A 23,699-nucleotide genomic window follows, 5' to 3' on the forward strand; every position below is an offset into this window, starting at 1 on the left:
TCAGTCCTCCCGCAGCCGGGGGTTGAAGATCTCGTCCATGGCGTCGACGACGAGGACGATGCCCAGGGTGAGCAGCAGGATCGCCAACAGCGGCGCCAGCATGTACGGCAGCGCGGTGGTCGTCGTCAGCGCGCCGCCGCCGAACACGGCGAGGTTGAGCATCACGCCCCAGTTGTTGGCGTCGAACGGCAGGACCCCCAGGAAGAACAGGCCCACCTGCGCGTACACCGCGCCGGTCACCGCGATGAGCATGTTCATCGCGATGAAGGGAGCCATGCTGGGCAGCAGTTCCCTGCCGACGATGTGCCTGCCGGACAGACCGAGCCCTCTGGCCGCCTCGATGAAGCCGCGCTCGCGCAGCGAGAGGGTCTGCGCCCGCACGGCGCGCGCCACACCGCCCCAGCCGAGGAGTCCGAGCACCAGGCCCATCTCGAGCGCGCTGGTGAACTTCCAGACGGTCGACAGGACGAGCAGCAGCGGGAGGGCGGGGATGGTGAGCTTCATGTCGGTGATCCGCATGAGCACGGAGTCCCAGCGTCCGCGCCGGAACCCCGCGAAGAGCCCGACGGCGGTGCCGACGGCCACCGTGATCACGGCGGTGACCAGCGCGGTCAGCAGGACGTACCGGGCGCCGGTGACCACCAGGGCGAGCACGTCCGTGCCCTCGAAGTCGGTGCCGAAGGGGTGCGCGAGGCTCGGCGCGGCGTAGAGCGCGTTGTCGTCGCGCGGCAGCCGCGCGGGGTAGAGCAGTGGCCCGAAGATCCCCATGAACGCGAACATGGCCAGGATCGCCACGCCCACGATCCGGCTGGGCTTGCGCCGCAGGACCCGCCAGACGCCGCGCCGGAAGTTGCGCCGCAGCGTCGCGCGGGTGCCGGAGATCCCCGGAGTCCCCGGGGTGCCGGGGGCGCCGGGGGCGCCACCCGTGATGACCGGTGCCGTCACGCGATCACCCCCGCGGTGCGGGTGTACGGGCTCGTGAGATCCGCCGCCCGCGTGCCGGAGAGGCGGTTTCCCGCGGCTCCCTTGATTCGTCCGGTCATGACGCCTCCTGTCCGGAACGGACCCGTGGATCGATGGCGGTGTAGAGCATGTCGGCGACGATGTTCGCGATGACGATCGCCACGGTGATCAGCAGGAAGGCCCCGCCCATCAGCGCGTAGTCGCGGTCGGTGATGCTGTTGAGCAGCAACAGGCCGAGCCCCGGGTAGGTGAAGATTCGCTCGATGAAGATCGCGCCGCCGAACAGCAGACCCAGCGAGAGCGCGAGGATGGTGAACAGCGGCAGGATCGCGTTGCGCGCCACGTAGCGGAAGATGACGCCGCGCTTCATGCCGCGCAGCTCGGCGGCGAGGATGAAGTCGTCGCCCAGCACGGTGACCACGCTCGACTTCATCGCCAGGATCCAGCCCCCGTATCCGGCCAGCGCGTAGGTGAGGATCGGCAGCGTGGCGTACTGGATCAGCGAGCCGATGTAGGGGGCGTTGAGGCCGGGTTCGAGCGTGACGTCCGCCGTGCCGCTCGCGGGGAAGATCGGCAGCAGTGTCGTGAAGACCGCGCTCAGCAGCAGCGCGAGGACGTACTGCGGCAGGCCGTGCAGCAGCGAGCCCGAGACGGCCAGGATGTCCCCCAGCTTGCTCGACCGCTTGATCGCCGCGTAGACGCCCAGGATGATGCCGACCGCGAAGCTGAGCAGGGTTCCGATGAGCACCGGCAGGATCGTCCACGTCGCCGCCGAGGCGAGCAGGGTGGTCACCTCCGCGCCGGGAACGCTCAGCGACTGGCCGAGGTCGAGGTGGAGCAGACCTCTCATGTAGTCGACGTACTGCTCCCACATCGTGCCCTTCGGCATGAACCCGTACAGCACCGCGACGGCGCGTTCGGCCTGGTCCGGCGACATGCCCTGCTCGACCAGCTTCTCGTAGCGGGCCCGCATGGGGTCCCCGGGGATGTTCCTGATGATCACGAAGCTGATCGTGGTGACCACCAGGATCATGGCGAGCCCACGGACGAGGTGGCCCGCGAGGCGGCGTGCGATGACCCTCATATCTGGCTCTTCCTCTTGATCATGCCCAGCTGGAGCCAGACCCCGGAGGTAAGGCGCAGCGCGTCGCTGTCGTCGCCGGGGAATCCGGTGAAGCGGGTGGTGTTGACGACCTGGGTGTTGACGTAGTCCCACAGCTGAATCACCGGGAGGTCCTGGTTGGCGGTCCTGGCGAGGGTCGAGACGATCCCCCGCTGCTCCGCCTCGGGCACGGAGTTCAGCTTCACCGCCAGCTCGCCGGGATTGACCCTGCCCACGCCCTTGACGTCGATGATCTCGGCGCCGCCCATCCAGTTGCCCTCCGTGCCGGGGGCTACGTGCTTGAGCCTGCCGCCGAAGAGCTGCCAGCCGTTCTGCGCGCCGTACAGGCGCTGGAAGATGTTGTACGGAGCCGGGCCGAGCGCCACCAGCCAGAAGCCGAGGTCGTACTTCCCTGCCGCCATCTCCTCCAGGTAGAGCGGGTAGTCGGCGGTGGTGACGACCTCCGCGTCGATCCCGGCGTCGTTGAGCTGGCTGGTGACGGCCTTGGCGCCCGCCAGCCAGTCGGAGAAGGAGGCGGGCACGTTGATGGTCATCTTCCAGGGGCTGCCGTCGGGCATCGTCCACCTGCCGTCGACCTTTCTCATCCCCGCGGCCCGCAGCTCGCTCTCGGCCCTGGCGGGGTCGTGCCGGTAGGGGTCCAGAGCGGCGAGGCCGTCGCCCAGCCACGCCTTCGCGGCCTCCTCGTGCAGGCCGGAGGTGGTGACCGAGGCGGCGCCACCCTCGGGGGAGGCGACCTTGGTGACCTGCGCACGGTCGATCAGGTACGCCAGTGCCCGGCGTACGTGCACGTTGTCGTAGGGCTTCCTGGACTGGTTGAACGCGAGTCCCATGCTGACCGGCGAGTATCCCCTCACGATGGTGTTTCCCGGGGTCTCGGTGATCCGCCGCATCACCCCCGCGGGGACCGCGGTGAACGGCGCGTTGTCCAGCCTGCCGGAGACCAGATAGTTCCAGACCTGCTCGTTGCCGGTGTAGTTGAGGATGCGCACCTGGTCGGCGGCGACGTTGGCCGCGTTGTAGAAGTTCTCGTTCTTGACCAGCAGCGCCTCGCCCGGGTTGACGCGCTTCAGCACGAACGGCCCGGCCGAGACGTCCCTGGGCGGGGCGAAGGAGATCACCTTGTCCGCAAGGCTGGTGATCCCCGCCCGTGCCACCTCCGCACCGGGGGCGTCGCTCTGCGCGAGCTTCAGCTTCTGCCAGAAGTCGGCGGGCAGCACACCGCGCCAGACGTGTTCCGGGACGATGACGGTCTCCATGACGCTGCGGACGAAGGAGGAACTCGGGTTCTTCGCCGCCTGGGTGATCTTGATAGTCCGATCGTCCACGATCTTGATGTCGGAGGCCGTACCGGCCGCGGAGGGGTCGAGGGCGTAGGCGGTGCCACCCTGGGTGTAGGCCAGGCCGATGGAGAACCTCACGTCCTCCGCGGTGATCGGCTCGCCGTCGGACCACTTGCCGTCCGGGCGGAGTTTGAGGGTGATCGAGGACTGGTCGGAGGGGATCTCCCAGCTCTGTGCGACCCCCGGGTAGAACCGGTTCGGATCGGTCAGGTGATTCTTGGTCCACCCGAGCCACTCGGCGTTGAATCCCCGGAAGGCGTTGCCCTTGGGGTTGTACGGGTTGACCGGCGCGTTCGCGTCGATGCCCGGCTTGAGCGCGTCGATCGTGGTGAAGACCTCACCGGCGGAGCTGGCGGAGTCGGCTGTGTTGCCGCCGCACGCCGCGGTGGCGGCTGCGAGGCAGAGGGAGACCGCTGCCGCTGCTAGTCGCTTCATGAACGCTCCGTTGGGTGTTCTTCGAGGTCAGGGCACTAATACCGAGGTGTGGCGTTGTCCGGACAATACGTTCGCCCTGCCGTCGGCGTCAATTATCTCCACTCTTGTGATGCTCTCTGTAGCTTTCCTTCACCGGCTGCCCGCCGAGGCTTCACCCCGCGCCGATCATCGTCGGCCCCGTGTGGAGCGGGCGATCCGGTCCGCACGGCGAAGATCCGGCCCGCGTGGGGAGGGGGGGCGATCTCACCGGGGCGTGAGGCCGCCCAGCGGCCCCGGACACGGCCCCGCCCGGAAGGCACGAAGGACACAGCAGGCCGCGAGACACCAGAGCGGGGTGAAAGTTACACCCTCTCGGCGAGGATCGCGCAGGTCAGGGCCCTGCGGATACGGATGGCTTCCGGCCCCCCGCCCGGGACACCTAGCATCGGCCCGCAGCCAGGCGAGACCGAGGCGGGAGCAGAAGATGCGAAGAACGGCACGCGGAGGCGGCACGATTCTCACGGTTCTGGCGACCGCGATGGCGGCGGTCGTGACCCTGGGACTCCTGCTGGCGGGCACCGCGGTCCCCGCACAGGCGGCGGCCACCAGGATCATGGCACTCGGGGACTCCATCACCGGCTCCCCCGGATGCTGGCGCGCCCTCCTGTGGAACCGCCTCGTGAACGCGGGGCACACCGGCATCGACTTCGTCGGCACCCTGCCGCCCCAGGGCTGCGGCGTCGCGCACGACGGGGACAACGAGGGACACGGCGGGGCGCTGGTCACCAACGTCGCCGACCAGAACCAGCTTCCCGGCTGGCTCTCGGCGACCAGACCCGACATCGTGATGATGCACTTCGGCACCAACGACGTCTGGAGCAACCGCCCGACCGCCACCATCCTGTCCGCGTACGGCAAGCTGGTGGACCAGATGCGGGCGAGCAACCCCGACATGAAGGTCCTCGTCGCCCAGATCATCCCGATGAACCCCGGCACGTGCGGTGAGTGCGCGCAGCGGGTCACCGCGCTCAACGCGGCGATTCCCGGATGGGCCGCGAGCAAGACCACCGCGCGGTCACCGGTGATCGTGGTCGACCAGTGGACGGGCTTCACCACCGGCTACGACACCTACGACGGGGTACACCCCAACGCGTCGGGCGACCAGAAGATCGCCGACCGGTGGTTCCCCGCGCTGGCCGCCCTGCTCGGCTCCGGGCCGACCACCACCCCGACCCCGACGATCACTCCGACGCCGACCGTCACTCCCACGGCGGGCGGTGGTTGCACCGCCGTCTACCGGACGGCCAACCAGTGGTCGGGCGGCTTCCAGGGCGAGGTGACCGTCAAGAACACCGGCCTGGTGGCCATCAACGGCTGGACGGCGAACTGGACGTTCACCGGGCGGCAGATCAACCAGGCGTGGAACGCGACCGTGACCCAGCCGGGAGTCGCCGTCTCGGCGCGGAACGCCGCCTGGAACGGCTCCCTGGCACCGGGCGCGACCACGGTCTTCGGCTTCCTCGCCTCGGGGCCGGGCTCCCCCGTCCCCGAGGTGTCCTGTACGGCCGACTGACCGGCGGGCCCCCGCGGCCCCTCGCGAGGGGCCGCGCAGGACGCCGACCGGCGCGAACACGAGCGGGTCCCCGGCCTCGGGTGCCCGCTCGTGTTCGCGCCCTACGCGTCCCGGCCCTGGCTCAGGGCGCCGGGAAGCCTCTCCAGCAGGCTCTTCAGATCGTCGGCGTGCTCCTCTTCCTGCGCCAGCAGGTCCTCGAAGACGCGCCTGGTCGTCACGTCGTCGTTGCCGAGCCAGTTGACGATCTCCGTATAGGAGGCGATCGCGATCCGCTCCGCGACCAGGTCCTCCTTGACCATCTCGATCAGGTCGAGGCTGTCGTCGTACTCGGCGTGCGAGCGCGCCGCCAGCGTCTCGGGGACGAAGGTCCCGCAGACGCGGACCATGAACGGTGAAGAGCTCTCGGCCGACCACGCCTGGGCCGCCCTGCGCGAATACGGCCGCTGGCATCTGGTCCGCGACTCCTTCAGCAGGTTCAGATACGGCGAGGGCATGACCAACGCCAGGGCCCTGGCGTTCCAGATCTGCCTGTCGATCATCCCCGGCGCGATCGCGCTGGTCGGGCTGAGCTCGGTGATCAAGCAGGAGCATCCCGGCGAGGTGCTGGAGCTGGTCCTGAGCAAGCTCGCACCGGGGGCGGGGGTGGAGGCGGTCAAGGACGTGCTCTCCGACAGCCACCGGCAGGCGGGCCGTACCGGGGGTGCCATCGCGCTCTGGCTCGGCCTGGCCACCGCCGTTTCCTCGCTGACCAGCGCCATGGCCCAGGTGGAGCGGGGGGCGAACCGCATCTACGGCGTAGAGCGGGACCGCCCCTTCCACCGCAAGTACGGCAGGGCCCTGCTGATGGCGCTGACGGCCGGCGCCTTCATGACCGCCGGTTTCGTGGTGATGGTCGGAGGCGGCGCCATCGGCAGGGCCCTGGCGCAGGTCTACGACTGGAGCGACGGCGCCAGGGAGGCGTTCGACCTGGTGCGCTGGCCGCTCGGCTTCCTCCTCGCATTGCTGTCGACCTCGGTGTTGTTCCGCGCCGCGCCGCGCAGGAGACAGCCCGGCCACACCTGGCTGGCGTTCGGCGCCCTGGTCTCGCTCGTCCTGTGGACGGTCTTCACCCTCCTGCTCGCCTTCTACACCGAGAGCAGCGGCACCTTCGGTGCCACGTACGGACCGCTCACGGCCGTCATGGCGCTGCTGCTGTGGTCGTTTCTCAGCTCGATCGCCCTCTTCCTGGGGCTGGCGTTCGCCGCGCAACTGGAGGCCGTCCGCGCCGGGCGGGCGGATCCCGTACATCCCGACCCCGGCCCCACCGCGGCCGAGGAGCGAGAACCCCTGGTCGGCGCGGCGGGTACGGCGGCCGTCACGATCGCCAGGACGCTCGTGGGAGCCCTGCGCGGGCGCCGGCGGGAATCCGGGAACGGGCGCCCCCGCTCGTAAAGGCCCGTCCGTAGAGGCCCGTCCGTAGGCGACCCGTTTCACGACGACCGGCCGCTCCGCCCTCTCGCCCCACTCCGGCCTCGTCCGGGGCACCACGCGATCACCTGGGGATCTCGCCGCTCCCACGGTGCCCCATGTGGCGGCGTCTCCGGATGCCCGAGCGTGATCTGCAATGCCAGGCGTGACATCGGGATGCCCACTGCGATAGTCAACTCATCAATCAAGAGCCTCCTCAACCATAGTGAGATATATTCATGTGCGGATCCGAAGGGAGCGAGGGTGTCGGCACAGGAACGCAGGCTCGCGGCCATCGCGGCGGCATCGGCCGACGCCTTCCGGGGCGGCGACTACCACCAGGTGAGGGCCGAGGACGTCGCCGAGCGGGTCCGGCTGCCGCGGGGCACCGAGGGCGACAGGGGCCGCAGCGCCGTCTGGCTGTACAACGAGGTCAGGAGCCGGCGGGTGCTGGTGGCCCTCGCGGTCAAGCACGCCTTCGACGAGTTCACCTCGGGCGACGTCGCGCCCGAGCCGCCGCGCTCCCTGCTCGACGCGCAGCGCCTGGTCACGGCGGCACTGCGCAGGGTGGCGCGCTTTCACCAGGTGGAGCGCCTCATGCTGGCCCAGGTGCGCCTGGGCATCGGTGACATCTCCACCTCCGAGAAGCGCCCGTCGGCCGGGCAGAATCAGCCGGTGTGGGAGACGGCGGAGGTCTACGGCGCCACCGCCGCCACGGGGTGGGAGGGCCGCGTCACCGCGTACGCGCGATTTCTGGAGCCCCGGCTGGAGCTCGCCGCGCTCACGGTCGCCGTCCCGTCCGCGGGGTGGGCCGCGGCGAGTGCCGAGCGCCTGTCCGAACTCGCCTTCCGGTCGATGGCCGACGACCCCGAGGGAGCGGTGGAGCACCAGGCGACCGCGCTCTGCGCGCACTGGTTCGCCCGCGACCTGTTCCCACTGGCCGGGGAGTGGGCCGAGCGGCTGCACACCGCCGAACGGTCCGCCGAGCTCACCGAGCGGATGGACTCCGGCGGCCGTGCCAGGAGCCGTGCTCTGGAGGTGGTCCTGCAGGTGCTGCTCGACGGCAGCCCTCTGCTGGCGCGGGCGGCGGAGGTCGGCGGCGAGCTGGCCGACCTGCTGGCGGCCGGTGACTTCGACCCGCGCACCCTGTGCGACGTGACCAGCAGGCAGGGCATCGCCCTGCTGCGCCTGGGCGACCTGCCGGGCGCGAGGTCGTGCTTCGAGCGGTCGCTGCGGGTGGCGGGCGAGCTTCCCGCCTCCGCGGACGCGACGTCGCTCGGCGCGCGGGCCCGGCACAACCTCGCGGAGGTGCTGGTGGAGGCCGGCCGTCCCTGCGAGGGCCTGCGCGAGCTGACGAAGGTGAGCGAGCAGCGCGTCAAAGGTGTCCCCGCCACCGGGGTCGCCCCGGCGTGGCGGGGGTTCACGCTCACCCGGCAGGCGATGGCCAGGGCCGCCTCCCGCGCGGGCCGGATCGTCACCGGCGTGACCCTGGCCGAGGCGACGCTCGCCGACCGCGAGCAGCGCCTCGGTCCCGACAACGTCAACACCGCCTCGGCCAGGGTGACCCTCGCCGAGGCCCTGCTCGCGGCGGGCCAGCCCGCGCAGGCGCGTCACCACCTGACCGAGGCGCTCCGGCTGCGGACGCAGCACCTGCCGCCCGAGGGCTACTGGCCCCAGTACGACACGGTGCTTCTGGCGGAGATCGAGCTGACCTCGGGGTTCCCCGCACAGGCGGTGCGGCTGCTCACCGGGGTCACCGTCACCACGGAGTGGTTCGCCCGGCAGGTCTCACCCCGGCTGGGCGCCGAGGCGACGCTGGTCCGCGCCATGGCCCTCACCGCCTCGGGCGAGCCCGCCCAAGCGCTCGCCGCCCTGCGTACGCTCCCGGCCGAACGACCGGTGCGTCGCGCCCAGGCCGCCGCGCAGCTGGCCCTGGGCGACGCGGCCGGGGCGGCGCGGGTGCTCGCCTCCCTCGCGAAGGACGAGCGCGACATGGACGACGACTTCCCCGGCCAGGCCGAGCGGCTGCTGCTCGCCGCCCGTGCCGCGTACGCCCTCGGCCTGGAGGACGAGGCGGAGGCCACGAGCGCGGCGCTCGTCGCCATGGGAGAGGACGTGCTGGACGCCTCACACCCGCTGGTTCTCGCCGGGCGCCTGGAACTCGCGCTGTGCCGGATGGGCTCGGGAAAGGTGGAGGAGGTGGCGCCCCTGCTTGCCCCCCTGCTCGACCGCCGCCCGCTGGCTCACGGCCGCCCGCCCCTGGGCGACGGGCACCCGCTGCTGGCCGAGGCCCGGTCCGTGGCCGCGCGGGTTGGCGAGCCCACGTCAAGCACCCCGGAGGACCGCCTGTGGGAGGATGACTGACCGTGCCGTCCCGGCCTGTCCGGTGGACCCGTCGGTCACGGTTCTCCACGACGGGTGCCACGCGACCCCGTACGGTGGACTCGCCTTTCCCCACGGCTGGACCCAGCGGGTCGGCCAAGGTGGGTGAGCGTGCTGGCCAGGTCGTCCGCCGCCTTGGGCCAGAGCGGGTCGTCGTCGGAAACGGCCTCCAGGAACAGGCCGAAGTGCCCCGCCGCCCGCTCCAGGTCGGCGGCGCTGCCGTTGGCGATCCCCCTGCTCCGCAGGAGCCCGCCCAGGGCGAACGTCGCCTGGTGTGTGGCCGGGTCGCCCTCCGGCAGGTGGGGAAGCACGTCTTCGAGCAGGGCGACGGCCTCGCCGAGATCGGTGCCCGCCCCCGGCCGGGTGGCGCGCAGAGCCAGCGTCGTGCCCAGCCGGTAGCGCAGATAGAGGGCCGACCACCTGTCGTCGCACTCGCGCAGGGCCGCCCTGAGCCTGTCTACCGCGAGGTCCAGGTCGTAGGGCACGCCCCGGTCCGCGTGGCGGCTCAGCAGCAGCTCGGCGAGGGCCTCGTGGTCGGCGGCGCTGAACCAGGCGTTCTCCTCGCGAAGGTCGTCCGCCTCACAGAGCATGGTGATGGCGACGTCGCGATCGGCGGGATCCCCGAACTCCTCCCAGCGGATCTCGTGCACCCGTCCCACCAGGGCGAAGGACCATTGGTCGCAGTCGTGGGCGAGGAGCCAGCCCGCGTGTTCGGCCGCCTCGTCGAGATCCGTCCGGCTCGCGGTGCCCGGGAAATTCTCGTCCGCGCACCGGCGCAGGATCGCCTGGGTGAGCTCCTGGCGCCATCCGGCCTCGCCATAGGTGCCGTCCATCTTCGCCCGCAGGGCACGCAACCGCGTGACCTCATCCCCAGCCATGCCGGATCTCCCTTCCAAGCCTGTATGAAACTATATAAAAAGAATCCTCTCTTCCTTGTGGTAAGTAAATAACTGTCGCCGAAGGGGAAGCCGGACGGTGACAGCGCGGCGCGACCGGCTCCTGCGGGCGCAGGCCCTGTGCCATGCCCCTGTTCGCGCAGGGCGACCACGTCGACCGGCTCCTGCAGGCACGGGCCCTGTGCCGCGTCCGGCTCGCCCGATCGGCCCGGCCGCCCGACGGCGGCGAAGAATATTTCCGGCCGTCACAAAAATTTTCCACCCTCCGATAACGATCAGGCTCCGGAGGGGTATCGCGCGAGAGTCCGTTAGGAGACGAAGAAGCGTATTCCCAGGCCACCGGCCGCACTCCGAAAGGTTTCGGATATGCTGCCGGGCATGCCAGGTAAGCCCCGGGTGACGATCGCCCGCATCGCCGAGGAGGCAGGTGTCTCCGCACCGACGGTCTCGAAGGTGATCAACGGCAGGGCCGAGGTGTCGCCCGAGACCCGCAAGCGGGTCGAGCGGCTGCTGCGCGAGCACGGCTACATCCGGCGCACGACCGGTTCCGACGGCCCGGCGGGCCTGATCGACCTGATCTTCGCCGAGTTGGAGAGCCCGTGGGCGATGGAGCTCGTCCGCGGGGCCGAGAAGGCGGCCGCGGAGGCAGGGGCCAGCATCGTCATCTCCGTCCTGCACACCCACGCGGGCCCCGGTCGCGACTGGCTCGACCGGCTGGCCGCCCGCCGCACCGACGGTGTGATCATCGTCGGCTCCCACCTCTCGGCGCAGCGCTACGACCGGCTCAACTCCCGATCGATCCCCTTCGTGGTCGTCGATCCCGAGGGCGAGCCCGCTCCCGGGGTGGCCTCGGTGGGCGCGACCAACTGGCAGGGCGGCCTGACCGCCACCCGGCATCTCCTGGAGCTCGGCCACCGCAGGATCGGCATGATCGGCGGTCCGCCCGACGTGCTGTGCAGCCGTGCCCGCATAGACGGCTACCGTGCCGCGCTGGAGACGGCGGGGGTCGAGGTCGACCCCGCGCTGATCCTGCACGGCGACTTTCTCGTCGGCTCCGGCCACGACCACGGCCACACCCTGCTCTCACTGCCCGACCCGCCCACCGCCATCTTCGCCGGCTGTGACCTGCAGGCCTTCGGCGTCTTCGAGGTCGCCAGGCAGCGCGGGTTGCGCGTCCCCGACGACCTGAGCGTCGTCGGATTCGACGACCTTCCTCTCTCCAGGTCCGCCTGGCCGCCGCTCACCACGGTCCGTCAGCCTTTGGAGGAGATGGCCTTCGTCGCCGCCCGCATGGCCCTGGGCATCTCCCGTGGTGAGTCCCCCGAGCCCCGCCGGGTCGAGCTCTCCACCGACCTCGTCATCCGCGAGAGCTCCACTCCCCCGGCGGGCTGACGCGACCTCTCGCAGGTTCCCGCCGTCCGCCGGGCCCGGTCGCGGACCGTCGTCCCCGTCGGGGGAGCGATCGTCTCCGCTTGGGAAGCATGGTCGCGGGAGGGGCGCCCGGGATCTCCTCGCGATGATTATGACGTGCCTCTAATTCATCGAATCCAGAGATGAATTAGCACGATATTTCATATGATCTCGCGATAATGCCTCTCCTGTATTACCTTTCCTCGTGTGACTCCTCCGCTCCCTGAAGGGAGCGGCTTCTCGTTAAGCCGCTTGCGCGACATCGCGAAGGGCAAGCCCTGCCCTGAGAATGTTCTTGGCCGCGTTCACGTCGGCGTGCGCGACGTGTGCGCACCGCCGGCAGTGAAACTCGGCCTGGGTGGGGCGGTTCTCCTTCGCAACGTGGCCGCAGGCGGTGCACGTGCGGGAGGTGTTGGCGGGATTCACCGCGATCAGCTCTCGACCGGCGCTTTCAGCCTTGTGCGACAGGATCGTCAGGAACACCCCCCAGCCCGCGTCCAGGATGCTGCGATTGAGACCGGACTTGGCCGCCACGTTGCTGCCCGGTGCTTCGAGCGTGCCGGAGGCCGAGCGGGTCAGGTTCGCGATCCGCAGGTCCTCGTGCACGATCACGTCGTAGTCGCCGACCAGCGCGAGGGCGGCCTTGTGCACGCCGTCCAGGCGCTGGCGGCGGACCGTCCCGTGCAGGGCGGCGACGCGGGCCACCGCCTTGCGGCGCCGCGCAGAGCCGCGTTTCTTGCGGGCGAGGTCGCGCTGGGCGGCGGCGAGACGGTCGGCGCAGGCAGCCAGGTGGCGCGGGTTGGCCAGGTGCTCACCGTCGGAAGTGGTGACCAGCGACGCCACGCCCAGGTCGATCCCGACGGAGGCGCCGGTCGCGGGCAGAGGCTCGGCGGGCACGTCGTAGCGGATGCTCGCCTTCGCCTTCGCCTTCGCCTTGGCGTAGGCGGTGCGGCGGTGCTCCAGCGCGGCGTTGTACAAGGCACGGTGATCATCCAGGCAGGCCGTCAACGCGACGGCCTGGCGGGCGGTGGGGCGCAGCAGGAACTTCAACGACCTACGCACCACACCCCCCTCGCTCGAACCTTTGTTCCCACCGTATCGAACACCGGAAAGAGGCGACGCGGAATGCGTGAACCCGTCAGGCCACTACACGCTCGGGTCTGGGTGGCCCTCCCGCTCCCGATTCCCCCGTCGCCTGAAGACGACGGTTTCTTCGGGAGGAACTGATGGTGACGCTGCCCTGCGAAAAAACCCGGCGATAGACCATTACATCCGGTATGTGGCTGCCAGCGACGGGGGAGAAGCCCATGGCCGCTTCACGATGGAGAACCACCCGCCTCGCGCTCGCCGTACTGCTCACCGGCGTGCTGCTCGCGGGCATCGTGGGCACTGCGGGCACCGCGACCGCCACGACAGGCGCGAACATCCCGGTGGGTGCCTCCGCCGCGAGAAGCCTCGACGACATCAACGAGGACATCCGCAGCGCGCGGTACGTCATCAACCGTTTCTGGGCGACACACTGGTCGGATTTCTTTCCCGGCGGGTATTCGCCTCCGCGCGTTCTCGGCGCGTACGACGGCGCGTGGGGCAACACGCCGACATGCCGGGGATACCCCCTTCCCGATGACAACGCCCTGTACTGCTGGCCGCCCTACGACTTCGTCGCCTGGGACGTCGACCTCATGCGAATGGGATACCGGCAGGGCGACGCCTGGGTCTATCTGATCATCGCGCACGAATGGGGTCATGCCGTCCAGGCCCGCATCCCCCAGCGCCTGCTGTCCCGGCAGCTCGAACTCCAGGCCGACTGCCTCGCCGGAGCCACGCTCTTCGGAGCCGCGGAGGACGGCATCCTGTTCTTCGAGACCGGCGACACCGAGGAGATCGCGGCGGCCCTGCGGGCACACGCCGACGACACCCCCTGGACCGACGTGAGCGACCACGGCACCGCCGCGCAACGCCTGGGCGCTTTCAACCGGGGCGCACGCCAGGGCGTGGGGGGATGCTTCGCGTGACGGGGATGCTTCGCGTGACGAGGGCGAGGACGATCCCGGCTCACGACCACCACAGCACCCGGCTCACCGCCGGGTAGGACCCCGGCCCGGATGACGGAGGGGTCATCTGGGCCGGGGTCGTGAAGCTCACCCCCCGGTCCGCGTGCGGGTCTCCCCTCCCGCACGCGGACCCCGGCCCGCGCGAGTCCCCTCCTCCCCGCGCGGGACGCGAATCCCGCCCCCACCACCGCGCTCCCCTCCCCGAGGGAACCGGCCTCCCGGTTCCGTACGGGAAGCGAAGGCTCAGACGCGGATGCTCGCACGTTCCATCAGGGCGGCCAGACGGCCGGCCCGTTCGATGTCGCCGGCGTGCACGGAGGCGGCTCTGGCGATCTCCAGCGGTTCCATGGCCGCCGGGAGGCGGCCCGCGTCCATGAGAAGGTCCGCCCACTCCCCCGCCACGGCGGCGAGGTAGCCGTGGTCGGCGGCCTGGACGTCCTCCGACAGGGTGAGCCGGCGGCGGATCGTCACCGACTCCGCGTAGGCGGCGATGGCCTCCTCGCGTCTGCCCAGCGCGGCGAGCAGCCACCCGAGGCCGTGCAGCGCGGTGGCGAAGGCCACCGCACCGGCAGGCGGGTTCTCCGTGGCGAACCTGCGCCGGATGGAGACGGCTCTCGCGCTGTGGAGCACGGCCTCCTCCAGCCGCCCCAGCGACGCCGTCCGCTGGGCCAGGGTGTGCAGCGCCATGGCGAGACCGGGCTCGTGCGCGACCGGGTTCCGCGCGGCGAGATCCCGGTAGATGTCGACCGCCTCGCGGGCGGCGTCCAGGGCGGCCTCCGGCCTGCCGATGCGACCCAGGTCGCAGGCGAGGCCGTTCAGCGAACCCGCGAGATGGGGCAGGTAGTCGTCGGGACGCGCCAGCGCCAGCTCGCGCCTGACGGCCACCGCCTCGCAGCCCACCTCGACCGCCTCGTGCCTGCGGCCCAGCCTGACGTACCGCGTCGCCGCCCCGGCCAGGCACAGGGCCAGGTCGGGAAGGTAGGTGTCACGGTCGTCCGCGGCCAGCCACCGGACGACCGCGAGGGCCTCCTCGCTCGCGGCGAGCGCCTCCCCATGACGCCCTGCCGCTCCGAGCACGCTGGAGCGGCGGCTCAGCGACAGGGCCCGACGGCGCTCGCGCTCTGCGGACGCACCGCCGTCCTCCACCTTCACCACGGTCTCACCGGGGTGCTCCGGTCCGCGGACCGGAAAGGGGTGACGTCCATCCCTTCTCCTTGAGCATGAGAACTCTCCTTGAACTTGAACGGTGTCAACGGGATCCACCTCGCCTCCTTTCATCGAACCGAGCCCGTCGGTGACGATGACCAGATCTTCAGCTGTTTTGGAACGCTCCGATTTCGGGGGTGACGACTCCCCGAGGGGCTTCTCGCCCCTAGACGAGACCTCGCGCGGAAACCCACCTCGTCCCGGCGGGAAACCCTCTGTCCCGGAAGTCGAGGAGGGCCCCGAGCCCTTTCTTCCCCGGAAGCGTTTCCGCCTCCCGCGGGCCGTCCGGCAGCACCTGCCAGACGGGGTCGCGCCGGATGACCGGCCGCTCCCTTTCCGTCTCCCCTTCGGCGACCGGTGTCCAGAGCGTGCGGACGCCGTGGTCGTTGACGAACCGCAGGTGGGTACGGCACCCGGGGCAGCGGATCCCTCCCGCGCCGAGGTCCTCGCGGCGGGCGGTGAAATAGCCGTACTGGTCCACCCCCCGTTCGTTCCACGACAGGTCCATGTGCCGGTCCCAGTCGACCTTCGTCGCGCGCCTGCCCTTGGGAGCGCAGATCGGGCAGGGCACTCGCACCTCGTCCCAGAACCGTGAGGACGCCAGGTCGGGGTCGCGGTGGCCGACGTTCCTCACCACCCCGGTGACGGTTCTTCTCCCGCCCCCGAGAGGTCTCCGGACCTGCGGGACGGTGGTGATCGGATCGGCGTGGTTGACGAGCCTGGCGAAGCGGTCGGCGTGAGCGTCGCTCAGGAGGGGGACGCCCAGGACGGCACGGGCGGTGAGGTGCTCCATCCGCCGGATGCCACCCGAGGGGCGGGCGGCGTACGCGGAGGTGATCATGGGAGGTGTGGAACCGCGCGGCAGCAGCCACAGCGTGGCCAGCAGCTCGCTCACCGTCCAGAACGATGCGAAGTAGTCCGGGGTGGGATGGACGATCGCCCTGCCCGTCGTGACGATCTCGTACATCAGCCGCGCCACGCCCTCCCACATCTGCTGCCGCGTGACCACCTCGGCCGGGTAGGAGTACTCGCGAGGCGACACCATCCGCACGGTGACCGAGTGGGCCTTCTCGAAGGCCTCGCGCCACTCCCCCGCCTCCCGCCGGCGCTCGCCGTGGAAGCTGAGGAAGTAGTCGGCCGGCTCGTCGAACATCCAGTAGTGCGCCCGAGGTTCGGGCAGGCGTGGCGCGGGTGTCCTGACCGCGCCCAGCACGCGGCGCAGACGCCGCTCCAGCCACACGCCCAGCTCCGGGTTTTCCAGAATCTCACCGTGGACGGGGGCGTGGCTGGCGCGGGTCAGCACGTTGCGCGGCAGCGGGGTGCGGCTGAGGACGATGCTGCCGGGGTCGAGTTTGGCGCGCATGTTGAAGGCCGTGTAGACGTCCTCCGGCCCCTCGACCGAACAGTCCCACACGACGAAGGTCGACGCCCGCTGCGCCGCGAGCGCGGTGGTCTGGCCTGCGCCGGGAAGAGCGACCGCGAGGCGAATCCCCAGCCTCGCGCAGATCGGCCGTATCCAGTTGTCCAGCAGGTCGTGACCGCCGTCGGTCGGCGGCACGAAGGCCGTCATGGTGGCGTTCACGCGACCGCCCCGGCCGATCCCACGCGACCGTCCCCCTCGGGACGCACGACCGGCACGTTCTGTGCGTCCCGTACGGCGAGAAGTGCCCGCGGTACCGTCCCGGCCCGCGGCCGGCGGTGCGCCCGGCCCGGCTCAGGTCCGTGGCGCCGGTGTCCTCTTCCGAGGTGCGATGTGATGCCCATCCGATGTTCTCCCCCTGGCGTGCACTCCATGGACGACGATCTCCAGCCCCGCAGGGCCGCGGCATCCCCTCGTGCGGTCATCCGTCCAGGTGGGTTTCCAGGAGGGTGACCAACTCGATGACACCGTGGAAGGGGACGGGCTGCGCGGAGTCGTCGGACGCGACCGTCCCGGCGATGTGACCGGTGGCGGTCCTCTGGACGTCGATGGTCAACCGCATTCCGGCCTCCTTCTGCGGCACCGCTCTCCCGGCGCTCTGGCGGCGCCCACGGTAGTCGCCGGGAGAGCGGAAGGCGTCCAGGTACCACCCCTACGGATGGCACGACGGACCTTGACATGCCCGCTTCACCCACACCGGCCCGGCCGCGCCGCCGGTATGCCGCTCCCGCGAGCCGGGTGCCCGGTCCCGGCTGCCGGTCAATCCCCGGGGTCGGACAGGACGGCGCGGAGCTCGATCCGGTTGGTCACGTTCAGCTTCGCGTAGATGCGGTTCAGCTGCGTCTCCACGGTACTGATCGTCACCGAGCGCCGCTGCGCGATCTGACGGGTCGTCATGCCCTCGCAGACCATCGCCACGACCTCGCGCTCGGCCCCGGTGAGGCTGCCGAAGGCGGCGTTGGGGCCGTCCACGGAGAGCCTGAGCTCCCCGGCCGTCTTCAGCGCGAGGGCGGCGTAGGCCGCGGCGCCGGTGCGGTTGAAGGCGACCAGTGCCCGCCGAAGCAGCCGTTCCGCCTCGGCGTGACGCCCCCTGGCGTGCTGGGAGCGCGTCATCACCAGGTCGATCCTTCCCGCCTCGATCGGCAGACCCACCTCGCGGGCGAGCGCGAGGGCCTCCTCGCACTCGCGTACGGCGCCCGTGTGGTCTCCCCTCGCCGCGGCGATCTGGCCCCTGACCCTCGCGATGGACATCAGGGTCGAGCGGCGCCCGCTGGAGGCGGCCCTGTCGCTGAAGACGCCCAGCGCGGCCTCGGCCTCCTCGACCCGGCCCAACTGGGAGAGCGCGTCGGCGCAGACCGGGCCGAACAGGTGGGTTCCCGGCTCCAGGGAGTCGTAGTGCGACTCGATGGCCTCGGCCGCGCCGAGCAGCCGCCGGGCGTCCCCCTGGGCCTGGGCGATCGCCGCACGCGCACCCGCCGCGTAGGCGAGGCTCACCCTGCTCTCGACGATCGGCGCCCACTCCGCGGCCTGGCGGGCGTGCTCGCGCGCCTGGTCCCACTCGCCCCTGGCCGCCTGGGGGAAACACGCCAAGGAGTGCAGGAGCGCGTAGTCCCAGACCCGCTCGTTCTCCTCGGCATCACCGACGGCGAGCCTGGTGAACTGGACGGCGTCGTCGAGCCTGCCCCGGCGGTACTCGACCTCGCCCAGGAAACCGAGTGCCTGGCCGACCCGCAGCGCCTCGCCGCGCGTGGCCCGCGCGACGCCGTCACGCAGGTCGGCGGACGCGCCATCGAGATCGTCGGTCCACAGCCGGATCATCCCGCGGGCCACCAGCCCGTCCAGCCCGGCCACCGACCCCGGCAGGTCGGCGTCCGTCAGGGACGCCAGCGCCTCCTCGGCCCGTCCGGCCAGGGTCCAGCCCAGGGACCGGGCGAACCAGGCGAACGCGCGCACCCATGGCTCGTGACTGCCCGCCGCGACGGCGGCCGTGCCGTACTCGACCATCTCGGGGTAGGAGATCTCGACCACCCCGATGATCGCGAGCTGGGCCGCGATGCGCGCCCGCAGGTCGGCGGGCGCGTGCGGGTTCTCCGCCCCGTCGCGCTCGGCGGCGCCCAGCGCCTGGACCAGCAGCAGCTTCGCCTCCGCGACGCGCCCGGAGATCAGTGCCTGGTAGCCGGCGACGTAGTCGCGCCAGGGACCCCGTGGCGCGACGAGGATCTCGCTCTCGTAGCGCCGGGCGACGGTGGCGTCGCCGGAGACCAGCAGGGTCTCCACGGCCGTCAGCAGGCGGGCCACCCTGTCCGGTCCCGGCGGTGTCAGTTCCACCGCGTGGCGGGCGTACACCGCGGCGAGGGGAAGCCTGCCCCGCGCCAGCAGGAACCGGGCCTCCTCCTGGGCCAGCTCGGCGAGCTCGCCGTCCGTACCGCCTCCGGACGCCGCGATCCCGTGCCACAGCGCGCCGGGGCCACCGAGCAGTGCGGCGCTGCGGTGCAGGGCGCGGCGGCGCTCGATGCCGGAGTCGTAGTAGATGCCGTCCCAGACGAGCAGGGTAGTGAACGCGAACTCCTGCCCCGCCGTCCCGGGGATCTCCTTCACCAGCCCGGCGCCGACGGCCTCCGCGAGGGGGGTCGTGGCGTCGGCGACGCCGGCCAGGGCTCGCAGGTCGGTCAGGCCGAAGCGGCGGCCGAGCACCGCCGCCGCACCGACGACCTCGCGGGTACGGCGGTCACACGACGCCAGCCTCGCCACGACGGCCTGCGTCATGCCCCGAGGGGCGGGCAACGGGCCGTTGCCGAAGTTGATCGAGTGCATCTCCACCTGGTCCAGCAGGAGGAGTGAGTGCAGCGCGTTGCCGTCGGTGTGCTCGTGCAGCCTTCTCGCGCCGGAGGGGGTGAGCCCGTCGTGGCCGGTCGCGACGGCGAGCCGCACGAGATCGTCGGCGGGGAGCCCTTCGACCTGGAGCAGGCGCCCCTGTGGCGAGTCGAAGATGCGGGCCCAGCCCTCGTGGAGTTCCAGGCGGGGCGCGTCCGGCACCGCTCCCGTCGCGTACCCCGGAGCCTGGTGGACGACCAGGAGCATGACCTGGGCGTTGCGCAGGCGCCGGGCCGCCAGGCGGAGCGCGGCCATCGACTGCCGGTCGCCGCAGTGCGCGTCGTCGACGACCACGATCAGCGCGTCGGCGGCGGCGAGTTCCGCCGCGAGGGCCTGGCCGATGAAGGCGGCCTCGGCCTGGCCCGCCAGCGTCCTGGCGAGCACCGGGGTCGGCAACTGCTCGGCGATCTGCTCCAGGACGCCCCACGGGTGGGCGAGCGCGTCCTCGTCACCGAAGGCGCGAACGGTCCGCACGCCGGGCACGGTATGCAGAAAGCGCTCGACCAGCTCGGTCTTGCCGATCCCGGACGCCCCTCGGACACCCACGATCCGCGCGTCACGGCGTCCGGCCTCCCTCCACGCCTCCGCGAGAAAGTCGAGTTCCCGCTTCCGGCCGATGAACAGCGGAGAGGTTCTGCCGTACAACGCAGCGCTCCCTTTTCACGATTCACATGTTCTTGACGGCGATTATGGGTCAGAAATCAACCTGGCGGCACACATTTCATCTGAAGATTTCTCACGAAACGGATTCGAGCAAATTTCACGCCGCTCGCCGGGCCTCGTGGATTCTCCCTGCTCTCGCGGACGCGGAACGCCTTCGGACGCAGGCCGCGACCACCCGGACACCCCGGTCCTCACCGCCCGGCGGGTCCGCGACACCCCTTCCCCTCGGCTCTCCCTCGGCATTTCCCGAAATGGGAGCGGTCCATCTTCGACAAAGGTGCGACAGCCCGCGGATACGGCCGACCGAAAGAGGACGCGACCATTGATTACCTCCCCCGCGAGACGCATTCCACGATTCCCGCGCCGGGTAAGTGCTTGATGACATAAAGTGGTCAACACCTCGCATATTGCGCGATACGTCACATGGTGAACACCGAGTGCGTCTCCCGGCCACGGTCCGGCACCCCTTTTCGGACGCCTGGACACGAGAGCCCTCCCTCCCCCTCCCTCCCCCGGTGCCGCACAGTCGCCCATCATGAAAACCGTTCCCATTTTTACAATGGGCTCCCTCCTCCGTCACCTTCGACGCCGTCTTTGGTGAGATCGGCGACATCGCGAAGATCTTCGGTGTCCCGGAGCGCGGCGAGAACGTGGCGGCCGACCTCACCCGTGGCGGTGACGGCGACAGCGCCGAGGCCAAGATGGGCTTCCTGCGCTCCGATCCCGTCGCCTCCCGGCTCACGGCGGTCAGGAAGAACCGTTTCATCGTCCCTCATCCTCGGTCTGGGATCGGGGGCCGCGGCCGTCCTGACGGCGGGCGCCTTCGCCTCGGCGAGCTGGAACACCGTTGTTCTCTGCGCGGCGGTGGCGGGGATCGGCCTGGCGGTGTGCTGGGCCACCTCCCCCGCCCTGGACGCGCTGGCCTTCGGGCGCGAGATCGCCGCCTCACTCGGCGTCGCTCCGGGCAGGACCCGGCTTCTCCTGCTCGGCGTCCCCGCGTTCGCGGTCATCATCCGCAAAAGGAGCACCCGGTCGTGAGGAGCCGGAAACTCGGGCGGTCGGCGCGGGCGTCTCAGAAGGAGGGCGGCAGGGCCGACGACAGCATGTCGAAGCGGCGGTCGCCCTCGTACAGGGGCGTCTGCGTCTGCGTCGAGGGAGACGCGGGCAGCGGGTCGTACAGGGGTGTGGGCGTCGGGATCGGGGTCGGCGCGGGAAGGGGCGGGGGCACGGAGCTCAGCGACCTGTTCCCGCTCTCGTACAGGACCGCGTACAGCCCGCTGATCAGGCGCCGCACGTCCTGCTCGGGGCGGACCACCAGGCGCATGAACTGGCTGGTCATACCGAGCTTGTTGCCGCACTCGCGGACGAACAGGTTGTGCTCGTCGAGCAGCTGGTCGCGCAGGGCGGCGCCGTCCCTGCCCCCGGGAAGCCGTACCAGCAGGAAGTTGCCCTGGGAGGGGAAGACGGTGAGGCCGGGGACCCGGGTCAGCTGGTGGCGCATCGACTCGCGGTCCAGGGCGACCAGCCGCAGACTGTCCAGATACTCGGACATGTACCGGCGGATCATGAAGACCACGGTCTCGGCGAAGGAGTTCAGGTTCCACCTGGGCAGGGCGCGCCGCACCCTGTCCGCCAGGGCGGGGTTCGCCACCATGTAGCCGAAGCGGATGCCGTGCAGCCCGAAGTTCTTACCGAGGCTCTTCAGCACGATCACGTTCGGCCGTATCGCGGCCTCGTTCGCGACGCTCGGATACGGCTCGGCGTCGACGAAGTCGATGAACGACTCGTCCACCACGACCAGGTCCAGGTCGACGAGCCTGTCGAGCAGGGCGATCACCTCGTGGCGGCGCAGGTAGCCCCCGTCGGGGTTGTTCGGGTTGCAGATGACCGCCACCCGGGAGCCGCGATGCCTGACGAAGTTGACGAAGGCGTCCACGTCCAGCGCGAATCCCTGGTTCTCCGGCAGCGGATACATGTCCACGCGCTTGCCGGTCTCCATCGGCTGGTCGGTCCAGCGGCCGAACGTGGGGATCGGCACCGCGAGACTCTCCCTGACCAGCAGGTGGTCGATCCAGGTGAGGAGTTCCGTCGACCCGTTGCCCATCACGACGGTCTGCGGGTTCAGGCCCAGCACCCCGCAGAGCTCGGCGGTGATCGTGTCGGCGTCGCTGGGATAGAACTTCAGGATCGTACCGAGGTTGCGCTCCAGGACACCGAAGGCCTCCGGGGTCGGGAAGTACGGATTGCAGGGGATGCAGAAGTCGACCAACTCCTCCGCCCGCTCCGGCGCGGCCCGGATGAGCGAGAAGTACGACGGGCTGTGCGCGGCACTGTGCGCTCGGCGGTGGGTGGAACCGGCCAACTGGGGCCTCCTGCTGACGGATGTTCACGCCTCTGACACCCCCAGCTACGCACCTGGATACGGGCTGGTTCAGCGGGGCGCGCCCCAGGCTCGGGCGACTCTCGGGAATCCGGGCCGCGCCGGCAGGAACAATCGATCACCACGACCCGTGACTCGGGATTTTCAGAGCTTCTTCGTCATGAACACGCTGTACGGGTCGTACTCGTAGTCCGCGAACGGCTCGCAGTACTCGAAGCCGAACTTCTCGTACAGCCTCCGTGCTGGCAGGAAGAACTCGCTCGCCCCGGTCTCAAGGCTCAGCCGGGTGAATCCCATGCGTCCGGCCTCGGCGATGATGTGCTCCAGCAGCAGGGACGCCGTCCCGCTGCGCTTGCGTGCCGGCGCGGTGCGCATCGACTTCACCTCGGCGTGCCCCGCGTCCAGTCTCTTGATCGCGCCGCAGCCCACCAGGTTGTCACCGTCCATGACCGACCAGAAGGTGACCTCGGGCCGGCGAAGCCCGTCCAGATCGAGGGCGTGCTTGCTCTTCAGGGGTGTGACGGCTCGCATCTCCTGGACGTGCTCGTCGAGAAAACCGGCGATCTCCGGACCGGAGAGGTCGTCGAGGACAATCTTCATCAGGTTTCCCTTTCCGGAAGTTCGGTTCCGCGGACGCCAGATCACATTCTGGGGCCTCTTGGAGCCGATCCGGCCGTGGAGCGGCCGCCGACGCATCGGCCACCTCCTACCGATCCGCCGGAGCGGCCTTTCCGGTGGCGGCGAGGTATGCGACCGCGGCCGTGCAGACGAGCAGGGCGGTCCAGTTGTTGAGGCGCAGACCGAGGATGTGGGGGGCGGGATCGATGCGGAGCCACTCGATCCAGGCGCGACCCGCACTGTAGGCGGCGGCGTAGAGCGCGAATGTCCGGCCGCGGTCGAGCCGGAACCGTCGTTCGGCCCAGATGACGAACCCGGCCACGCCCAGGTTCCACAGCGACTCGTAAAGGAAGGTCGGGTGGTAGGTGGCGGTGGACTCCATACCCGGTGGCCGATGGGCGGGGTCGATCTCCAGCGCCCAGGGCAGGGTCGTCGGCCCGCCGTACAGCTCCTGGTTGAACCAGTTGCCCCATCGGGCGATCGCCTGCCCGAGCGCGATCCCCGGCGCGACGGCGTCGGCGAAGTCGCGCAGCGCGATGCCGCGCCGACGGCAGGCGAGCCACGCGCCCACCGCGCCGCCCGCGACGGCGCCCCAGATGCTGATCCCGCCCTCCCAGATCGCGAACGCGCGCAGCGGGTCGTCGCCGGGGCCGAAGTACTGCTGCCAGTCGGTGGCCACGTGGTAGATCCGGGCGCCGACCAGGCCTAGCGGCACGGCCCAGGTCGCGATGTCCTCGACCGCGCCGGGCTCGCCGCCGCGAGCGACCCAGCGGCGCCGGGTCACCCAGATGCCGACGAGGACGGCGAGCAGCATCAGCAGGGCGTAGGCGCGGATCGGGAACGGGCCGAGGTGCCAGACGGCTTGGGTCGGGCTGGGGATGGCGGTCACGGCGTCGAGTCTGGTTCAGCCGGGGCGGCGCCCGCATCGATCGCAACG

19 protein-coding genes are annotated in these 23,699 nt (G+C 70.7%); 6 read left to right on the forward strand and 13 right to left on the reverse strand.

The window, feature by feature from the left end; all coding sequences use genetic code 11:
* From ABZ664_RS19675 to ABZ664_RS19685, 3 genes are all read right to left on the reverse strand, one after another.
* Positions 1–945: an ABC transporter permease gene (locus tag ABZ664_RS19675; RefSeq protein WP_362511352.1), complete on the reverse strand. Its 945-nt coding sequence runs from the start codon at positions 943–945 to the stop codon at positions 1–3.
* A gap of 94 nt (positions 946–1,039) precedes the next feature.
* On the reverse strand, positions 1,040–2,047 hold the full coding sequence (locus tag ABZ664_RS19680) for an ABC transporter permease (protein WP_362511355.1): 1,008 nt from the start codon (positions 2,045–2,047) through the stop codon (positions 1,040–1,042).
* Positions 2,044–3,861, reverse strand: coding sequence for an ABC transporter substrate-binding protein (locus ABZ664_RS19685; protein ID WP_362511357.1), 1,818 nt, complete (start codon positions 3,859–3,861; stop codon positions 2,044–2,046). The genes ABZ664_RS19680 and ABZ664_RS19685 overlap by 4 nt, the downstream gene beginning before the upstream one ends.
* A 463-nt stretch (positions 3,862–4,324) precedes the next feature.
* Here ABZ664_RS19685 and ABZ664_RS19690 point away from each other — a divergent pair, with 463 nt between their 5' ends.
* Positions 4,325–5,413 carry a cellulose binding domain-containing protein gene (locus ABZ664_RS19690; protein WP_362511360.1) on the forward strand — a complete coding sequence of 363 codons (1,089 nt, stop codon included), beginning with the start codon at positions 4,325–4,327 and terminating at the stop codon, positions 5,411–5,413.
* Positions 5,414–5,514: 101 nt separating this feature from the next.
* Here the strand turns inward: ABZ664_RS19690 and ABZ664_RS19695 are convergent, their stop codons facing one another.
* Positions 5,515–5,799 carry a ferritin-like domain-containing protein gene (locus tag ABZ664_RS19695; RefSeq protein ID WP_362511363.1) on the reverse strand — a complete coding sequence of 95 codons (285 nt, stop codon included), beginning with the start codon at positions 5,797–5,799 and terminating at the stop codon, positions 5,515–5,517.
* Here ABZ664_RS19695 and ABZ664_RS19700 point away from each other — a divergent pair.
* The gene (locus ABZ664_RS19700) at positions 5,798–6,844 is read left to right on the forward strand and encodes a YihY/virulence factor BrkB family protein (protein WP_362511366.1); all 1,047 of its coding nucleotides are present in this window, start codon (positions 5,798–5,800) and stop codon (positions 6,842–6,844) included. The two genes, ABZ664_RS19695 and ABZ664_RS19700, sit on opposite strands and share 2 nt — an antisense overlap.
* A 279-nt stretch (positions 6,845–7,123) precedes the next feature.
* Positions 7,124–9,223, forward strand: coding sequence for a tetratricopeptide repeat protein (locus ABZ664_RS19705; protein WP_362511369.1), 2,100 nt, complete (start codon positions 7,124–7,126; stop codon positions 9,221–9,223).
* Between the two features lie 35 nt (positions 9,224–9,258).
* Here ABZ664_RS19705 and ABZ664_RS19710 read toward each other — a convergent pair whose 3' ends face one another.
* Positions 9,259–10,119 (reverse strand): hypothetical protein, encoded by an 861-nt coding sequence (locus tag ABZ664_RS19710; RefSeq protein ID WP_362511372.1) that lies wholly within the window; start codon positions 10,117–10,119, stop codon positions 9,259–9,261.
* Between the two features lie 396 nt (positions 10,120–10,515).
* Here ABZ664_RS19710 and ABZ664_RS19715 point away from each other — a divergent pair, with 396 nt between their 5' ends.
* Positions 10,516–11,529: a LacI family DNA-binding transcriptional regulator gene (locus ABZ664_RS19715; RefSeq protein WP_362511375.1), complete on the forward strand. Its 1,014-nt coding sequence runs from the start codon at positions 10,516–10,518 to the stop codon at positions 11,527–11,529.
* A 261-nt stretch (positions 11,530–11,790) separates the two neighbouring features.
* Here ABZ664_RS19715 and ABZ664_RS19720 read toward each other — a convergent pair whose 3' ends face one another.
* On the reverse strand, positions 11,791–12,609 hold the full coding sequence (locus ABZ664_RS19720; protein ID WP_362511378.1) for a transposase: 819 nt from the start codon (positions 12,607–12,609) through the stop codon (positions 11,791–11,793).
* 245 nt (positions 12,610–12,854) lie between these two features.
* Between ABZ664_RS19720 and ABZ664_RS19725 the strand changes: the two genes are divergently transcribed.
* Positions 12,855–13,562, forward strand: coding sequence for a neutral zinc metallopeptidase (locus ABZ664_RS19725; protein ID WP_362511381.1), 708 nt, complete (start codon positions 12,855–12,857; stop codon positions 13,560–13,562).
* A gap of 282 nt (positions 13,563–13,844) precedes the next feature.
* Here the strand turns inward: ABZ664_RS19725 and ABZ664_RS19730 are convergent, their stop codons facing one another.
* From ABZ664_RS19730 to ABZ664_RS19745, 4 genes are all read right to left on the reverse strand, one after another.
* Entirely contained in the window at positions 13,845–14,756 is a 912-nt protein-coding gene (locus tag ABZ664_RS19730) for a tetratricopeptide repeat protein (RefSeq protein ID WP_362511384.1), read from the reverse strand.
* Between the two features lie 217 nt (positions 14,757–14,973).
* Positions 14,974–16,389, reverse strand: a complete 1,416-nt coding sequence (locus tag ABZ664_RS19735; protein WP_362511387.1) for a hypothetical protein — start codon at positions 16,387–16,389, stop codon at positions 14,974–14,976.
* Between the two features lie 259 nt (positions 16,390–16,648).
* Positions 16,649–16,789 (reverse strand): hypothetical protein, encoded by a 141-nt coding sequence (locus tag ABZ664_RS19740; RefSeq protein ID WP_350946273.1) that lies wholly within the window; start codon positions 16,787–16,789, stop codon positions 16,649–16,651.
* 197 nt (positions 16,790–16,986) lie between these two features.
* Entirely contained in the window at positions 16,987–19,746 is a 2,760-nt protein-coding gene (locus tag ABZ664_RS19745) for an AAA family ATPase (RefSeq protein ID WP_362511391.1), read from the reverse strand.
* Between the two features lie 441 nt (positions 19,747–20,187).
* On the opposite strand from ABZ664_RS19745, the gene ABZ664_RS19750 reads away from it, so the two are divergent.
* Positions 20,188–20,802, forward strand: a complete 615-nt coding sequence (locus ABZ664_RS19750) for an iron chelate uptake ABC transporter family permease subunit (protein ID WP_362511394.1) — start codon at positions 20,188–20,190, stop codon at positions 20,800–20,802.
* Between the two features lie 34 nt (positions 20,803–20,836).
* On the opposite strand, the gene ABZ664_RS19755 is transcribed toward ABZ664_RS19750, so the two are convergent.
* The 3 genes from ABZ664_RS19755 to lgt form a co-directional block, all read right to left on the reverse strand.
* On the reverse strand, positions 20,837–22,126 hold the full coding sequence (locus ABZ664_RS19755) for a histidinol-phosphate transaminase (RefSeq protein ID WP_362511397.1): 1,290 nt from the start codon (positions 22,124–22,126) through the stop codon (positions 20,837–20,839).
* Between the two features lie 162 nt (positions 22,127–22,288).
* On the reverse strand, positions 22,289–22,744 hold the full coding sequence (locus ABZ664_RS19760) for a GNAT family N-acetyltransferase (protein ID WP_362511400.1): 456 nt from the start codon (positions 22,742–22,744) through the stop codon (positions 22,289–22,291).
* Between the two features lie 106 nt (positions 22,745–22,850).
* Entirely contained in the window at positions 22,851–23,651 is an 801-nt protein-coding gene (gene lgt / locus ABZ664_RS19765; RefSeq protein ID WP_362511402.1) for a prolipoprotein diacylglyceryl transferase, read from the reverse strand.
* Positions 23,652–23,699: the final 48 nt, after the last annotated feature.

It is taken from the genome of Streptosporangium sp. NPDC006930, from assembly GCF_040635605.1.
Taxonomy (GTDB): Bacteria; Actinomycetota; Actinomycetes; order Streptosporangiales; family Streptosporangiaceae; genus Streptosporangium.

Excerpts from the sequence above, each read along its gene's own strand:
- ABZ664_RS19690 (WP_362511360.1), top strand. The coding sequence starts at position 4,325 with ATGCGAAGAACGGCACGCGGAGGCGGCACGATTCTCACGGTTCTGGCG.
- ABZ664_RS19715 (WP_362511375.1), top strand. The coding sequence starts at position 10,516 with ATGCCAGGTAAGCCCCGGGTGACGATCGCCCGCATCGCCGAGGAGGCA.
- ABZ664_RS19760 (WP_362511400.1), bottom strand. The coding sequence starts at position 22,744 with ATGAAGATTGTCCTCGACGACCTCTCCGGTCCGGAGATCGCCGGTTTT.
- ABZ664_RS19695 (WP_362511363.1), bottom strand. The coding sequence starts at position 5,799 with ATGGTCCGCGTCTGCGGGACCTTCGTCCCCGAGACGCTGGCGGCGCGC.
- ABZ664_RS19685 (WP_362511357.1), bottom strand. The coding sequence starts at position 3,861 with ATGAAGCGACTAGCAGCGGCAGCGGTCTCCCTCTGCCTCGCAGCCGCC.
- ABZ664_RS19700 (WP_362511366.1), top strand. The coding sequence starts at position 5,798 with ATGAACGGTGAAGAGCTCTCGGCCGACCACGCCTGGGCCGCCCTGCGC.
- ABZ664_RS19725 (WP_362511381.1), top strand. The coding sequence starts at position 12,855 with ATGGCCGCTTCACGATGGAGAACCACCCGCCTCGCGCTCGCCGTACTG.
- ABZ664_RS19740 (WP_350946273.1), bottom strand. The coding sequence starts at position 16,789 with ATGCGGTTGACCATCGACGTCCAGAGGACCGCCACCGGTCACATCGCC.
- ABZ664_RS19750 (WP_362511394.1), top strand. The coding sequence starts at position 20,188 with ATGGTGAACACCGAGTGCGTCTCCCGGCCACGGTCCGGCACCCCTTTT.
- ABZ664_RS19710 (WP_362511372.1), bottom strand. The coding sequence starts at position 10,119 with ATGGCTGGGGATGAGGTCACGCGGTTGCGTGCCCTGCGGGCGAAGATG.
- ABZ664_RS19680 (WP_362511355.1), bottom strand. The coding sequence starts at position 2,047 with ATGAGGGTCATCGCACGCCGCCTCGCGGGCCACCTCGTCCGTGGGCTC.